13 protein-coding genes and 1 tRNA gene are annotated in these 14,858 nt (G+C 63.7%); 13 read left to right on the top strand and 1 reads right to left on the bottom strand.

Annotated elements, in window-relative coordinates:
* From VNS22_RS00070 to VNS22_RS00060, 3 genes are all read left to right on the top strand, one after another.
* Nucleotides 1-244, top strand: a 244-nt coding sequence (locus VNS22_RS00070) for a hypothetical protein (protein ID WP_325728517.1), incomplete at its 5' end; no start/stop codon positions are given.
* Between the two features lie 12 nt (nt 245-256).
* Nucleotides 257-397, top strand: coding sequence for a hypothetical protein (locus tag VNS22_RS00065; protein ID WP_414653280.1), 141 nt, complete (start codon nt 257-259; stop codon nt 395-397).
* Between the two features lie 119 nt (nt 398-516).
* A tRNA-Pro gene (locus VNS22_RS00060) sits at nt 517-593 on the top strand.
* Between the two features lie 618 nt (nt 594-1,211).
* On the opposite strand, the gene VNS22_RS00055 is transcribed toward VNS22_RS00060, so the two are convergent.
* On the bottom strand, nt 1,212-2,135 hold the full coding sequence (locus VNS22_RS00055) for a LysR family transcriptional regulator (protein WP_325728516.1): 924 nt from the start codon (nt 2,133-2,135) through the stop codon (nt 1,212-1,214).
* A gap of 341 nt (nt 2,136-2,476) precedes the next feature.
* Between VNS22_RS00055 and VNS22_RS00050 the strand changes: the two genes are divergently transcribed.
* From VNS22_RS00050 to VNS22_RS00005, 10 genes are all read left to right on the top strand, one after another.
* Nucleotides 2,477-3,856 (top strand): ABC transporter substrate-binding protein, encoded by a 1,380-nt coding sequence (locus tag VNS22_RS00050; protein WP_325728515.1) that lies wholly within the window; start codon nt 2,477-2,479, stop codon nt 3,854-3,856.
* Between the two features lie 163 nt (nt 3,857-4,019).
* Entirely contained in the window at nt 4,020-5,261 is a 1,242-nt protein-coding gene (locus VNS22_RS00045; protein ID WP_325728514.1) for an FAD-binding oxidoreductase, read from the top strand.
* Nucleotides 5,262-5,317: 56 nt separating this feature from the next.
* Entirely contained in the window at nt 5,318-7,378 is a 2,061-nt protein-coding gene (locus VNS22_RS00040; RefSeq protein ID WP_325728513.1) for a hydantoinase/oxoprolinase family protein, read from the top strand.
* Between the two features lie 37 nt (nt 7,379-7,415).
* Nucleotides 7,416-9,086 (top strand): hydantoinase B/oxoprolinase family protein, encoded by a 1,671-nt coding sequence (locus VNS22_RS00035; RefSeq protein WP_325728512.1) that lies wholly within the window; start codon nt 7,416-7,418, stop codon nt 9,084-9,086.
* Nucleotides 9,007-10,152: a TRAP transporter substrate-binding protein DctP gene (dctP, locus tag VNS22_RS00030; RefSeq protein ID WP_325728511.1), complete on the top strand. Its 1,146-nt coding sequence runs from the start codon at nt 9,007-9,009 to the stop codon at nt 10,150-10,152. Before VNS22_RS00035 ends, dctP begins: the two co-directional genes overlap by 80 nt.
* Nucleotides 10,153-10,227: 75 nt before the next feature.
* Nucleotides 10,228-10,749, top strand: a complete 522-nt coding sequence (locus VNS22_RS00025; protein ID WP_325728510.1) for a TRAP transporter small permease — start codon at nt 10,228-10,230, stop codon at nt 10,747-10,749.
* A complete protein-coding gene (locus VNS22_RS00020; protein ID WP_325728509.1) occupies nt 10,746-12,032 on the top strand; it encodes a TRAP transporter large permease in 1,287 nt (428 codons plus the stop codon). Before VNS22_RS00025 ends, VNS22_RS00020 begins: the two co-directional genes overlap by 4 nt.
* Nucleotides 12,029-13,285, top strand: coding sequence for an NAD(P)/FAD-dependent oxidoreductase (locus VNS22_RS00015; protein ID WP_325728508.1), 1,257 nt, complete (start codon nt 12,029-12,031; stop codon nt 13,283-13,285). Before VNS22_RS00020 ends, VNS22_RS00015 begins: the two co-directional genes overlap by 4 nt.
* Nucleotides 13,282-14,541 (top strand): MFS transporter, encoded by a 1,260-nt coding sequence (locus tag VNS22_RS00010; protein WP_325728507.1) that lies wholly within the window; start codon nt 13,282-13,284, stop codon nt 14,539-14,541. The genes VNS22_RS00015 and VNS22_RS00010 overlap by 4 nt, the downstream gene beginning before the upstream one ends.
* Before the next feature lie 81 nt (nt 14,542-14,622).
* On the top strand, nt 14,623-14,858 hold a 236-nt coding region (locus VNS22_RS00005), incomplete at its 3' end, for a transposase (protein ID WP_325728506.1).

Here is a 14,858-nt window from a genome sequence, read left to right as displayed (position 1 = left end):
AGCGCCCACTCCCGGTCCGACAGGTCCGTCGGGTACAGACGACGGTGCTCAGACATGGCAGCAGCTCCGGCGATCATGGATCGCCTGGCGCTACACGAATCCCCTCCGCAAACCGCTACCCATTTCAAAGACCGTTTCTAGGCCGACCGGCCGCGCCTATACCGGTGAACGTGTCGCAGCAGCGGTTCTAGTGAACCTCACCATCGTCGGCGTCGTTCAGGACCAGAAGGGCTTCGTGGTCTAGCCGCGCAGGTGGATCATCGAGCGCGCCTTCGGCTGGCTCGGCCGCTGCTACAGGCTGGCACGCGATCACGAAGTCACCCCATCTTCAAGCCTCGCCTTCTTCGTCCTCACCGCCAGCATGGTGTTCATCCGACGGCTCGCGAAGGGGTTCTGAAGCGGGATCTTGCACCCTGGAATCGAACATCGGCAGAATTTTCAGTCGTCCTTCGATTTTCATCATGCCATCGGCGCCGCATTGCCGAAACCCCCGTCATCCCTTATGAAACCACGCGGCGGGGTGTGGCGCAGCCTGGTAGCGCATCTGCTTTGGGAGCAGAGGGTCGTCAGTTCAAATCTGACCACCCCGACCAGGGAAATCAAAGAGTTAAGGCTCTTTTGCTCACCAGGCAGGAACTGCTGGTGAGCACATGGTGAGCAAGACCTCGCCATGGTGTTGGCGCGCTCGCATGCGCTCATTGCCATGGTGGGCACGGTGTCGAAGCACCGGCATGCTACCCGCATCGCCTCGAGTTGTTTCCTACCGCTGCCATGACAGATGCCGCCGCGCCAAAACGGCCAGCTGTCTACATCAGTTGCGTAAGTGTTTCTGTGGCTGGCGATGCCGTCGACCCTGCTTGGGGTCCGGCCCTCCAGGAGGAACTACTATGTCCGGCCGCCTTGTTTCATAGCGTTGGAGAACACGTGCCTCCCGGGTTCATGCATAGCACACCGGGGGCTTCCAATCTGTCGCGGTGCTGAGGGTTGTCGCTGCCCCATAAGGGGGCCTCTGCAATCAGAGGACGGTTGCGCAAGCGCACCATGCATAGTCGTCGAGCCTCTGGCTCACCTTGAATCCGCGTCATTCAGCGACTGGCGCAACGCCAAGCCTTGGCGGTCGGCTTGGAGCACGTGGACCAAAGGGCGTCCACCTTGAGCAGCGCGAATGGTTTGACGTTCACCTTACAGGAAGGGCAGCAGCGTCGCTTAGGTCATTCCAGCATCAGTTCCGCTGCCCACACTCCGTCGGCCACCAAAGTCCGAACCTCGTCGACGACCGCCTGCGCGACAGCGGCTCCCGTGGCGGTCAACGGGCGCATTATCGAGCTAGCGAGTGCTACGAGGCGGATGATCGTTGGATCATGCAGCGGTAAGGCGGTCAACGTTCCAGCTTCCAGGTCGAAGCCCGCAGCTGGCAACAGTGCGACCCCCAGACCCGCCGAGACGAGATCACGCACTGCATTGAAGTCGTCCACCTCGTAGCGGGTCTGCAACTCCACACCATGTTCCGAAGCAATACGCTCGATGATGCCACGCAAGCTGTGCCGCTCACTCGGCAGGATGAGCGGCCAATTAGAGAGAGTTCGGAAGCTGATCGAGTTTGTTCCAGGAGGAAGAAGCACCGGCGACATAATAACAGATACCGGTTCCCTCAGCAGGGGTTGATACTTGATCGTCGTGACCTTGTTCTGCTCGTAAATCACTGCCAGATCCACGTCCCCGGTCTGCAGCCATTCCTGGATCGAGCCGGCATAGGCGGTCGCGAACTTCAACTTCACCGAGGGATGCTGGCTGGCGAGCCTGCGTGCCAGGGGTACAATGAGTAACTCAGCGACATTGGGCGAGAGGCCAATCACCACCTCGCCGGACAAAGCCGTCCGCTCACGAGCCATGTCGGCCCGAATCTGACCGATCTCCTGCATGATCCGGACCGCTCGTGCGACCACCTGCGTGCCGGCGCCAGTTGGGACCATTCCTCGGCCGTGCCGCTCAAACAGCTGGACGCCCAATTCACGTTCCAGGAGTCGGATCTGGCGACTGAGTGCGGGCTGCACGATATGGAGCCGTTCTGATGCCTTGTTGAGGCTGCCGAGCTCGGCGACGTGTACAAGTGTGATGAGCTGTCCGATCTCCAAGACGCTCGCCTCCCTGTTGCTGAGGTCCACATACGATCGAACCTTCGCCATACGCCGGGTCTGTGCCTCTATTCAGCATGGCGAGGTGTACAAGCTGGCTACCACCATACTTTGCAAAAGTTGCGCCAGCCTCCCACAGGTCCTCCGGCCCCGCAGGGACTTATGCATGCCGGCTAGTTCTGGTCGCATCAAATGCTAATCGTCAGGCCCTGAGAAGATCCTCTACCGTCTGTCCCAGGTTGGCAGGTAGGCATCCGGCGACAGGCCGGACCCACCAGTTCAGCAGCCGTTCCTCGCCCATGCGCGGTAGGAACCAAGATGAGACGACGGGGAGGGGGAACTTGCCGCAATGGCTGGCGGTCAGGCGGCAGCAGACGATGCAGCATGCCGGAGTTGCAAAGTACGATCGTGACGCAGGGGAAGCGAGCGCGGCACCTGCCAATGGCGGCGCAGAGCTTGCTGCAGGCGAAATGGTGCTGGGCGCACAACTTCTCGCCGACATGAATCAGGGCGTCGGTGCCGAGGGCGAGGTCATCAAGATCGGCTCGATGCTCCCGCTAGGTGGTGGATCCAATGCGGAAGGCATAGGCGGCAAGTACGGATTGGAGATGGCGATTGATGAGATAAACGCCATCGGCGGCATTCTCGGCCAACCGCTACAACCGGTGTTCATCGACTCTCTTGAAATCGGCAGCGACGAGTTGGCCTCCGCCGTCGGCCGGTTGATCGAACATGATGGCGTCCACGCGCTGATTTGCTGCGACAGCCGCTCCAGCAACTTCGCCCATGAGGCCGCAGCCGACGCCGGCATCATCTACGTGCAGGTCAATACTCCTGCGTTACATCAGCAATCGCTTCCAAGTGATCCAAAGCGCTATTTCGGCTGTTTCATCGTTCATGAGGCTGGGCTTTGGTATGATGCCAACTTGCCCCTCATGCTTGACCAGTTTCGATCGGCTGGCAGTTGGAAGCCAACCAACAACAAGATCGCCCTGGTCGTCGGCTCGATTCCTTACAGCGGGATCGTCGCCCAGCAAATCAAAGAGCAGGCGCCGAAGTACGGGTTTGAGATCGCCTTTGAGGAAGTCGTTCCGGTACCGACCGTCGAGTGGCAACCAGTTCTCGACAAAATCCGCTCAATAGATCCAGCGGTCATCGCCAATACGCATTTCTTTGTCCACGATCTCGCTCATTTCCAGAGACAATTCGTTGAGAGGCCCACCAACAGCCTGATTTACATCCAGTTCGGCGGTCTGCTGCAGTCATATGCCGACATTGCTCAGGAGGCCGGTATCGGTGTGCTTTGCTCGACGATGATTGGGACGCCGACGGGGGCGATGGACACTCCATTCGTCCAGCGGCTGCGCGAACGGATAGGGCCGCATGCCAGCCGCGACCCGGCCTCCTTCACCTATAGCGAAATGTATCACTATGCCATCGCAGCCGCACTCGCCGGCGGCACCGGCGGTCCTCACAACTTCACGCAGAACCGCAAGATTGCTGCGAACCTGAAGAGATTCGCCTACCGCAGCATGAACGGGACCATGCGCTATCACCCCATTTCGCAGTCCATGGTTCCCTGTCCGCCGACGGTCACGGATCACTCGCCCAGACCACTCTGCCAGACTTATCAGATCAAGGGGGCCAGCGGCGTGAAGCAGCTGGTCTTCCCTGTGCCTCATGCAGAGGGCCGCTTCGAGCTGCCCAGCTGGTTCCGCTGAACATGGCCAAGCAGTGCTCCAGGCCCTCCTCCCTGGCTGCATCGGTCGCTGCCATGCCCCGTGCAGCGTGGGGCAGCGCATGAGTTCCACCATGCTGCGCCCCCCTACCGGCCTCCCCTATTGGAACGTCAGTGCGCGGCGCTCACCGGTTTCGGCGACTCACTTGTCCGGCGACATTACGTGCGATGTTGCCATCATCGGGGCTGGATTCACCGGCCTGTCCGCGGCCGATCACCTGATCAGTAAAGATCGGGAAATCGTGGTCCTCGAGGCAGGCGACGTGGCGGAAGGTGCCAGCGGCCGGACCGCCGGTATGGTCGGCACCCGCTACAAGCTTGGTTGGGCGGCACTTGCCCGCACCTATGGGCCGGATCAGGCCCGCCGGCTGCACGCGCTCATGTGTCACGCCCATGCCCGTCTGCACGAACTGCTCGAGCGTTACGACGCGAGCGATTGTTTCGACCAGCGGGGCCAGCTGATCCCCGCCCATCATCGCGCTCCGCTCAAGGAGTTGCAGGACGATGCAAAGTGGCTGGCGTCGGAAGTCGGCGATGATGCGCCCACCCTGCTAGACGCTGAGCAGTTCGCCCGAGTCGGTGGGACCAGTGGGTATGCCGGCGCCTGGTTCGATTCACGCGGCGGCGGATTGCAGCCGGTGGAATATTGCCGGGCGCTGGCGCATGGCCTGCTTGATCGGGGCGTGCGGATGTTTACCCGCTCTCGGGTGATGACGCTCGAAGAGACGGACGATGCTGTTTCCCTCACCACGCGCAACGGCCTCGTCCGGGCCCGGCATGTCATCCTGGCGACCAACGCCTACACGCCACCGGCTCTGGTCGAGCCCGACATGACCCGTCAGCTGGTGCCAGTCTCGGCCTCGATGGTCGTCACCGAGCCTCTGAGCACCAGTGTCGCCCGCACCATCCTGCCCGACGGGCAGGTGGCTTCAGACACGCGGCGTCTCCTGCACGCCTTCCGTATGCTGCCGGGCGACCGGCTGCTCTTCGCTGGCCGTGCCGACATCACCGGGCGGCGAGCCCACGAACCCGACAGCTACCTGCCTCTGGAACAGGCGCTGGCATGCACCTTTCCGCAAGCTGCAGGCACGCCGATCGCCTTTCGTTGGTCGGGTCTGGTCGGGGTCAGCCGGGATGGCTTTCCTCATGTCGGCCGCATCGGCCGGCGCGTCTCCTACGCCATGGGCTATTCGGGCCGTGGCGTGGTCCTGGCCCAGCTTCTGGGCCTCTTCGCCGCCAAGCTGGCGCTGGATCAGCCGATCGAGGCTGGCGTCATGGACGAGCGACGTTTCTTACCCTGGCCGGCACGGCGGCTCCGCATCCCGGTCATGCAGCTGATGACCTGGCTCTATGGCCATCTCGATCGGCGTGAGCTTGCACGCGCATGATCGACGTTCGCCTGCCCCAACCACCTGAAAACGACTTCCGACTACAGGCAATGCCAATGACCCAGCTTCTCGACATCGGAATCGACATCGGCGGCACCTTCACCGACGTGGTGTGCCGCCGGGTGGGCGAGCCGATGCTCACCACCAAGATCATGAGCACGCGCAAGGATCCAAGTGCCGCGGTGATGAACGCCGTGCGCTACATGGTCGAGAACTGGAATATCTCGCCGTCTGATGTCGGACATTTCCTGCACGGCACCACGATCGCGACCAACGCGGTGCTGGAGCGCAAGGGTGCGCGGCTGGGCCTGTTGACCACGGCCGGGTTCAAGGACGTGCTGGAAATCGGCCGGCAGCTTCGCCAGACGCTGTATGGGATCATCCTGGACCCGGAGACCCCGGGCTTCCTGGCACGTGGCAAATTTCGCAAGGAGATCATCGAGCGGATCAGCGCGCAGGGTGAGGTGATCACGCCTCTGGACGAGGAATCCGTGCGCCAGGCAGTCCGGGAACTGGTTGCCGATGGCTGCCAGGCGATCGCAGTCTGCTATCTCTTCTCCTTCCAGAATCCGGCTCACGAACAGCGCACTCGCGAGATCATCACCGAGGAGTTTCCGGATGTGCTGATCTCGATCTCTAGCGAGGTCGACCCGGCCTTTCGCGAATACGAACGTACCGTGGTAACCGCCTTCGACGCCTACATGAAGCCGGTGATCGACCGCTACATGGCGCAGATCGAGGATGGACTGGACAAGGCCGGCATCACCTCGCCTCTGCAGGTCATGCAGTCGCGTGGTGGACTGTCGGTCTCGGCCGTTGCCCGGAAGCGCCCGGTGCGCCTGTTCATGTCCGGGCCGGCTGCCGGTGCGATCGGTGGGACCATCGTCGGCGGAATGACCGGGGCGAAGGATGTCATCACCGTCGATATCGGCGGCACCAGCTGCGACATCGCCCTGGTGAGCGGCGGCAAGCCCGTGATCCGGCCAGAAGGCCGGGTGGACGGCTTCACCATCCGGGTGCCGATGGTCGACGTGAACGCGATCGGCTCGGGCGGCGGCAGCATCGCCTGGATCGATGCGGGCGGCGGCCTCAGGGTCGGCCCGGAATCGGCTGGCTCCGATCCCGGACCGGCCGCCTATGGCAAGGGCGGCGAGGATCCGACCGTCACCGACGCCTCGCTCGTGCTGGGCTATCTAAACCCCGACTATTTCGCGGCCGGCACCGTTTCGCTGGATGTCGAGAAGTCTAAAGCCGCGATTCTGGAGAAGATCGCCGGGCCTTTGAAGATGGGGCTAGAAGAAGCGGCGCTGGGCATTCACCGTGTGGTCAATGCGCAGATGGTGGAAGGCATCCGGCTGGTTTCGATCCGCCAAGGCCTGGATCCTCGCCAGTTCAGCCTGGTTGCCCTGGGCGGTGCGGGTCCCATCCACGCCACGGCACTGGCGGAGGAGTTGAAGATCCAGCGGGTCGTCATCCCGCGCCGGCCGGGCGTGCTGGCCGCCGCGGGTCTGCTCGCCGCGCCGATCGAGCACGAGGTCGCTGCGGCGTTCCCGCGCAAGCTCGGCGAGGTCGGCCTGGGCGAGCTCGAGGATGCCCTGGCTGAGCTGGACCGACGCTGCGGCGAGCTGATGGCGCACGAGAATGTCGATCCGGCATCCGTGCGGGTCACCTATGCCGCGGACATGTGCTACCAGGGTCAGTCCTACTACCTGGAAGTGCCGCTCGACTTCGAGGCCGACGATGTTCTGGACGCGCTCTACCAGGGCTTCCTGGCCGCACACGACCGCGTCTACGGTTATGCCTACCAGGCTCCGGCCAATCTCGTGAACCTGCGGACGATACATTCGGCCCGTGGCTCGGACAGCCTGGGCGAGGGAGCCTATCAGCCGGAGTCTGGCGAGGCCTTGAAGGGCAGCCGGACGATCAGGGTGGCTGCAGCACCGCAAGGTGTGGAGGCCAGGATCTACGAGCGGACCCGGATGCCGGTCGGCATGACCTTCAGCGGTCCGGCGATCGTCGAGCAGGCGGACACCACCACGGTCGTGGAGCCTGGCTGGTCTGGCGAAGTGGTACCAGACGGCAACCTCGTCCTCACTGCGACCGCCCCCAGCCACTGACCGCCAGAACGACGAATCGAGCAGCAGGAATGAAACGATGACCATGGCCTTGCAGGCAGAAACGATCGATCCGGTCGCAATCGAGGTGATCCGCAACAAGCTCGACGGCATCGCCAACGAGATGCAACTGACGCTGGTACGGAGTGCCTTCTCCGCGATCGTCAAGGAAGGACTCGACGCTTCGGCCAGCATGTTCACCATCGAAGGCGAGACGCTGGCCCAGGCGCTCGCCATCCCGATCCACTTGAGCGCGCTCATCCCGATGGTGCAGCACCTGCTGGAGAAGCAGCCGATCTCGGCGATGCAGGAGGGCGACGTCTATGTAATGAACGACCCCTATCTCGGCGGGACCCACATCCCCGACATCGCGATCATGATGCCGGTGTTCTACAAGGGCAGGCCGATCGCAATCTGCACCGCGATGACGCATCACCAGGACCTGGGCGGCATGGCGCCGGGCTCCACGCCCACCAACGCCACCGACATCTTCCAGGAAGGCTTGCGGCTGCCGCTCATCAAGCTTCGTGAGGGCTATGGGCCGATCAACGAGACCTTCATGGCGATCCTCCGGCAGAACGTGCGGATCCCCGATATCGTGACCGGGGACCTGATGGCGGAGATCTCGGCCTGCTCGATCGGTGCTAGGCGCCTGACCGAGTTGGCGCAGGTCTATGGCGGCGAGTTCGTGACCCGCGTGTTCAACGAGTTGCTGGACCGGTCGGAGCGGATGACGGTGGAGGCACTGAAACAGCTGCCGCACGGCACCTACAGCTATGAGGACTGGCTCGACAATGACGGGGTGGACGTCGACCGCCGCATCCCGATCAGGGTGAAGGTCACCATTACCGACAGTGCAATGGAGGTGGATTTCACAGGCACCAGCCCCCAGGTGCGCGGTCCCTTCAACTGCATGCCTTCGGGCTCGCTCGCCGCCGCCAGCTTCGCCCTGCGCGCGGTGACCGATCCGACCCAGACCATCCCGAACAATGGCGGCTGCTTCCGGCCACTCAAGCTGAACCTGCCCGAAGGCAGTATCGTCAATCCGCTGGAGCCGGCACCGGTCGGTTGCCGTGCGGCAACGATCAAGCGGGTATCCAGCGCGTTACTCGGCGCCCTGCGTCAGGCGGCTCCGGACAGGGTACCGGCCGACACAGCGAACGAGGAGGTCATCCTCCATTTCGGCGGCAAGACCAGCCAAGGTCAGCGGTTCGTCACCTCGCAGATCCTGATCGGTGGCAACGGCGCTAGCGCCCGTGGCGACGGGGTCGATGTCATCGAGACGGATGTCACCAACTGCATGAACATCCCAGCAGAGGCCCTCGAGCTGGAAGCGCCCATCCGCGTGCACCGTGCCTCGTTCATGCCGGATTCGGGCGGGGCCGGCCAATGGCGCGGCGGGCTTGGCGCTGCCCTGGAATACGAAATTCTCGATGGCGAAGTGACCATCACCTATCGCGGCGAGCGCCATTTCTGCCCGGCCGCCGGAGCGGCCGGTGGACAGGCCGGCCAGCCTGCCACTGCAGAGATCCTGCGCAAGGACGGGGAGATCCAAGTCATCCCGTCCAAGCAGGTGGCGCGCCTCATGGCGGGCGACCGGCTGCATATCCGCACGGCAGGCGGAGGCGGCTATGGTGATCCGGCTGCGCGCCATCCTGAACGTCTTCAGGCCGATATCGAGGACGGTAAGGTCACCCGCACCGCAGCCTGAGGCTGTGCTGGCGAATTTTTCAGGGGAGGAGGGAAACATGAAGATGATGAACAGGTTGAGTGCCGCCTTGCTCGGGGTACTCGGCGCGCTGGCCGCCATGGGTGATGTCGCCCCGGTCTCCGCAGCGGACATCGAGTGGCGCACGCACCTGGTCTGGGTGCCGACCCGCCAGGAAGCACAGGCGGTCACCACCCTGGCCGAGCGGATCAATGCTCGCACCGGCGACAAGTTCCAGATGACGGTCTTCCCGGGCGGATCGCTCGGCATCAAGGATCCGGACATGCTCCGAATCCTGCCACCCGGCAACGTCATCCAGGCAACCATGATCTCGACCAATTACGTCGCCCGCGATTCGCCGGAACTGGCCTACGCGCTGCCAGAGGGTGTCCTTCAGACGATGGAGGATTTCGCGACGATCCGACCGACCCTGGAACAGGTCTACGCGAAGGAATTCGAGAAGTTCGGCATCAAGGTCCTCAACATCCTGCTGCCACCCGACCGGACCATGGACGTCTTCTGCAAGATGCCGGTCAACACGCTGGAGGAACTCCGCACCAAGAAGCTGCGTGTGTGGGGAGCGTTCCTGGTGGACGCATTCGCGGAGGTGGGGGTCTCCGCCACCGTCATCCCACAGAACGACATGTACATGGCTCTGCAGACAGGTGTGGTCGATTGCGCGACCTACTATCCCGGGCCGGCCAACACCCTGTCGTTGCAGGAGGTCACCCCTTACTGGTCCAACATCGCCAACTACGCGGCGACGCTCGTCTTCATCGTCTCCCAGTCCGCCTGGGATAAGCTTCCGGCCGACGTGCAGACGATCATCACCGAGGAATCGGACAAGCTGGCCAAGGAGCTGATCGCGAACTTCCTGCGCGGCGACTACGACAAGGCACAGGGCGACAAGTTTAATGCGGCCGGCGGCAAGCAGCTCGAGCCGTTCCCGGCTGAGGACCGGGAGGCCTTCTACCAAGCTGCCCTCTCGATCTGGGAACGGGATGCCACCCAGAAGGGCGGCGACATGGCGACCAATCGGGAAACCCTGCTCCAGGCGCTGCAGGACTGACCATCCTGGCGGGAAGCGGCGGCCATCGCCTCTTCCCGCCAACACGTCGCCCGGTTCCCGTTGAAGGATGTCTCAATGCTCAAGCTTGCCGGAGGCCTGACTTGGCTTGTCCGCATCGCCTTGTTCGTCTCGGCGATGCTCGGGCTTGTCATGTCGCTGCTCGTCTTCAGCGCCGTGTTCATGCGCTATATTCTGAGTTCACCACTTCACTTCAGCGATGAGCTGGTGGCGCTGCTGTTCTCGGCCTGCGTCTTCCTGACCATCCCCTACACGTTCGCGATGGATCTCAGCATCCGGGTGACCCTCATCGCCGATCACCTGTCGGAGCGGGCGCGCGGGATCGCCAATGGCTTGGCCAATCTCGGCTGCATCGGATTCTTCCTGATCTTCGGCTTTCTGAGCTACGAATTCACCAGCTTCTCCCTGCTGATCGACGCGCGCTCCGATGTTGCCCGCCTGCCGGTGGCGCCGTGGACGGCGCTCATGCCGATATCGTCCTTCCTGACGGCGCTGATCATCGTAGGCAAATGGATCCTGGCTAGCCGCTCGATCCAGCTCGGCACGGACGCCGAACGCCGTGTGGGAGAGGTCGTATGATCTGGGTGATCCTGATCTGCGGTCTCGCACTCACTGGCCTGATCGGCCTGCCCGTCGGTATCGGTCTCGGCCTGATCGGCTTGACCATCCTGCATTTCTTGGTCGGCGACGCGATGTCGCTCTCGATCACGGCGGTCTGGAACACGTTCAACGATTTCATCTTGAGCGCTGTGCCGATGTTCATCTTCATGGGCGAGATCCTGCTGGCCAGCGGGGTCAGCCGGCGCCTCTACATTGCCGCCGCCCCGCTGTTCCGCGGCGTCCCGGGCGGGCTGCTCCACACCAACATCGCCGTCTGCACCCTGTTCGGCGCGGTGAGCGGCGCCAGCACCTCGACGGCCGCCGCGGTCGGGTCAGTGGCGTATCCGGAACTCAAGCGGCGCGGCTACCGGCCCAGCACGGTGGTCGGTACGCTCGCCGCCGGCGGGACGCTGGGCCTGCTCATTCCCCCGAGCCTGACCCTGCTGCTCTATGGCGCGACGCAGGGTGTCTCAATCGGCAAGCTGTTCGCCGCAGGAGTCATTCCAGGCCTACTGATCGCGCTGGCCTTCATGGCGATGATCCGTCTGCTCACCAGGCGCGACCCCTCGATCGCCCCGGTCGATCCGGCCAGGATGCCTATTGGGCAGATCGTGCTCGGCCTACTGAAGATCTGGCCGGTTGCGATCCTGGTCTTCGCCGTCCTCGGCACGATCTATCTCGGCATTGCGACGGCCACGGAGGCCGCGGCCCTGGGTGTGGTCGCCTCGATCGTGATCGGCTTCACCTGGGGTGATCTCACCCTGCGCGGGCTCGTGCTCGCGTTCAGGGACGGCATGGTCGTGTTCGCCACGCTGGGCGTCGTGATGATCGGCGCCCTGATCCTGGCCCAGAGCATGAGCGTGCTCGGCCTGCCGAGCCAGGTGATGGGAATGATCAGCGAGTTGGATGTCTCGCCCTATCTCGTCCTCCTGCTGGTGATCGTCATCTATCTGATCCTCGGCTGCTTCTTCGATGGCATCTCCTTGCTGCTGATGACCGTCCCGGTGGTCTTCCCGGTCATGACCGGGGTCGGCTTCGACGCAGTGTGGTTGGGCGTCATCGTCACCATCCTGATCGAGATCGGCATGCTCACCCCACCGGTAGGCATGAACCTGTTCGTGCTGGTCGCGATCACGCGCGGCGAGGTCAGTCTGATACAGGCAGCGAAGGCGACGATGCCGTTCTGGCTGCTGATGCTGGCGGCGATCCTGGTCTTCACGCTCTTTCCGCAGATCGTCCTCCTCCTGCCGAGCATGGTGTGAATCGCGTGACTAAACTGCCTCGCCATGTCCTGGTGGTAGGCGCCGGCATTGTCGGCGTCTGCATCGCCCTACAGCTGCGGCGCGCTGGCCTAGAGGTCACCCTGATCGATCGGGACGAGCCCGGCCGCGGCTGCTCCTTCGGCAATGCCGGGATCATCGCCGGCGACGTAGTGGCGCCGATCGCCGCGCCCGGCATCGTCACCAAGGTGCCGGGCTACCTGGCTGATCCGGAAGGCCCGCTGGCCATCCGCTGGAGCTATCTGCCAGCACTGGCGCCCTGGCTCGTCCGGTTTGTCTGGGCGGGCCGGCAGCGGATCTTCGAACAGAACACTCGGCACCTGGCGTCCCTGACGGCTCAGGCCCAGGCTGCATTCGCCCCGCTGCTCGCGGAAGCGAATGCAGCCGACCTGATCCGCAAGACCGGCATGCTGACTGTGTACGAGACCGAGCAGGCGTTCGCCGATGGGCGCCGCGACGCCGCATATCGCCGCCGCTTCGGCGGTGAGGCGGTGGAACTGGGCCCAGCCGAGGTCGCGGCGCTGGTGCCGGCCCTGGCGCGAGTAGCGGGCGGCGTGCGACGCCCCAACCCGCATCAGGTCGTCGATCCCCTGACGTTGACTCAGCGGCTGCACGACCTTTTCGCCAAGCTGGGCGGCCAAACCCTGCGCTTTGCAGTGGAGCGGATCGGACAGGTTGACGGACAGTGGCAAGCGCAGGGACAGGGCACGGCCGCGCAAAGCGACGCGCTGGTCGTCGCCTGCGGCGCATGGTCGAAGCGGCTGCTCGACACGGTGGGCCTGCGCCTCCCGCTCGACACGGAACGCGGCTATCACGTCATGCTGCCGGGTGCGGAGGGACTCCTGTCGATGCCGGTCAGCTCCGGCGAGGGCGGCTTCTTCATGACCCCGATGCGCCATGGCCTGCGCATTGCCGGCACGGTGGAGATGGGCGGACTGGAGCGTGCTCCGGACCCGCGCCGTGTCGAGGTGATGCTGCGTCGGGTCCGACGGCTCCTGCCCGGCATCGACGAGCGAAATCCCAGCAGCTGGATGGGCTTCCGCCCCTCGATGCCGGACTCCCTGCCGGTCGTGGGGCCTGCCCCGGGTCGACCCGGCCTGTTCCTGGCCTTTGGCCATGGACATCTGGGCCTGGCCCTTTCGGCCATCACCGGCAAGCTCCTTACCCAGCTCCTACAGGGGGAGGCGCCATCGGTGGATCTGGCGCCGTTCCGCGCTGATCGCGCCTGGACATGATCGAGCAGACGGCGGTCGGGCGACCGTCCCACGCCTTCCTGGTGATCCGCATCTTCTTGCCGCTCGCCTTCGGCTACATGCTCTCCTACCTGCTGCGTACGCTGAACGCGACGCTCGCGCCGGATCTGATCCGGGATTTCGACCTCAGCGCTTCGGAGCTGGGCTTGCTCACGTCGGTCTATTTCCTGGCCTTCGGCGTGATGCAGATCCCGCTGGGCATGGCGATCGACCGGTTCGGGGCACGAAGGGTCCAGGCCTGCAACCTCCTGGTCTCCGCAGTCGGCGCTGTGATGTTCGCGACGGCGATGAGCACCGAGATGCTGATGGTCGGGCGTGCGCTGGTGGGTGCAGGTGTGGCGGTGAGCCTGATGGCCGGCTTTGCCACCATGGCGCTGTGGCTGCCCGCCCGGCAGTTGCCGATGGCCTATGGCCTGCTCATGGCCTTTGGTGGTGTGGGTGCCGTCCTGGCCGGCAGCCCAGCAGAATGGGCCAATGCGTGGGTCGGGTGGCGGGCGCTGTTTTTCGGCCTGGCTCTTTGCTTTCTGGCCGGGGCTGCAGCCATCTTCGTGCTGATGCCGAACCGCCACCCGCATCAGGGCTCACCGGAATCAGCTTCGGAGCTGCTGCGCGGGCTGAAGGAGATCTATCGTAGTTGGACCTTCTGGCGCGTGGTCCCGATGGCTGTCCTCACCTGTGGCACGGGCTTCGCCTTGCAGAGTCTGTGGACGGCACGTTGGCTGGCCGAGGTCGCTGGTCTCGAACGCCCGGCGGTAGCGTTCCACATGTCGGTGATGGCTCTGGGGCTCCTGGCAGGCTCGGTCGCCTGCGGCCCGATGGCAGCGGCCGGTCGCCGCCTCGGCCTATCGCTCGCCCGTCTAGTGGGACTTCTGGCGTTCATCTATCTGGCAGTCCTGACGGTTCTGGCTGCCGGCTACACCGCCATGGCCCTGCCGCTATGGACGATGATCGGATTTCTCATGAACCCGTTGTCCTTGTCCTATGCCGTCCTGACGACCAATTTTCCCTCACATCTGGCAGGACGTGTTCAAACCGGCATCAACGTAATGGTGATTCTCGGCAGCTTCGTGATCCAGACAGTCGTCGGCTGGCTCATCGACTTCTGGGCGACCGATGATGGTGCGTTCCAGGCGACACATGCCTACGGTATCGCACTTGCCTTCCTGATCGTGCCTGGTCTGCTTGCCACTATCTGGTACTGGATGAGGGTAGATGCACTCCAGCTTGAACAGAAGTAATGAGGCCTGTGCGCGGGTGCGTCTGGACGTTGTGGCTGAGTGATGATTCTCTTGGTCAGTTCAGTGACTGAGAGATCCGTCATGGCTCGCCGTCGGATTGGCCAGAAAACATTTGGATTTGGTGTGGACCGGACGGGCCGGAACTCGGCTCTGGATGAACTGGCGGGCTTGATCGACTGGGGGCCAGTCGAGCATCGGCTTGGTGCTATCTCTTGCGCCACCAAGGGCGAGCCGGCCTGGCCGCCGCTGGCCCTGTTCAAGGCGCTGCTGCTGGCGGTCTGGCACGATTTGTCGGACGTGAAGCTGGCCGAGGCGCT

It is taken from the genome of Geminicoccus sp. (genome assembly GCF_035556675.1).
In the GTDB taxonomy this organism is placed as follows: Bacteria; Pseudomonadota; Alphaproteobacteria; order Geminicoccales; family Geminicoccaceae; genus Geminicoccus.
The sequence above is the reverse complement of the archived record's forward strand: the minus strand, read 5'-3'. Positions and strand labels throughout refer to the sequence as shown.

What these genes read in the sequence shown, in the direction of transcription:
- VNS22_RS00025 (WP_325728510.1), top strand. Translation starts at nt 10,228, where the DNA reads ATGCTCAAGCTTGCCGGAGGCCTGACTTGGCTTGTCCGCATCGCCTTG.
- VNS22_RS00040 (WP_325728513.1), top strand. Translation starts at nt 5,318, where the DNA reads ATGACCCAGCTTCTCGACATCGGAATCGACATCGGCGGCACCTTCACC.
- VNS22_RS00010 (WP_325728507.1), top strand. Translation starts at nt 13,282, where the DNA reads ATGATCGAGCAGACGGCGGTCGGGCGACCGTCCCACGCCTTCCTGGTG.
- VNS22_RS00020 (WP_325728509.1), top strand. Translation starts at nt 10,746, where the DNA reads ATGATCTGGGTGATCCTGATCTGCGGTCTCGCACTCACTGGCCTGATC.
- VNS22_RS00035 (WP_325728512.1), top strand. Translation starts at nt 7,416, where the DNA reads ATGACCATGGCCTTGCAGGCAGAAACGATCGATCCGGTCGCAATCGAG.
- dctP (WP_325728511.1), top strand. Translation starts at nt 9,007, where the DNA reads ATGGTGATCCGGCTGCGCGCCATCCTGAACGTCTTCAGGCCGATATCG.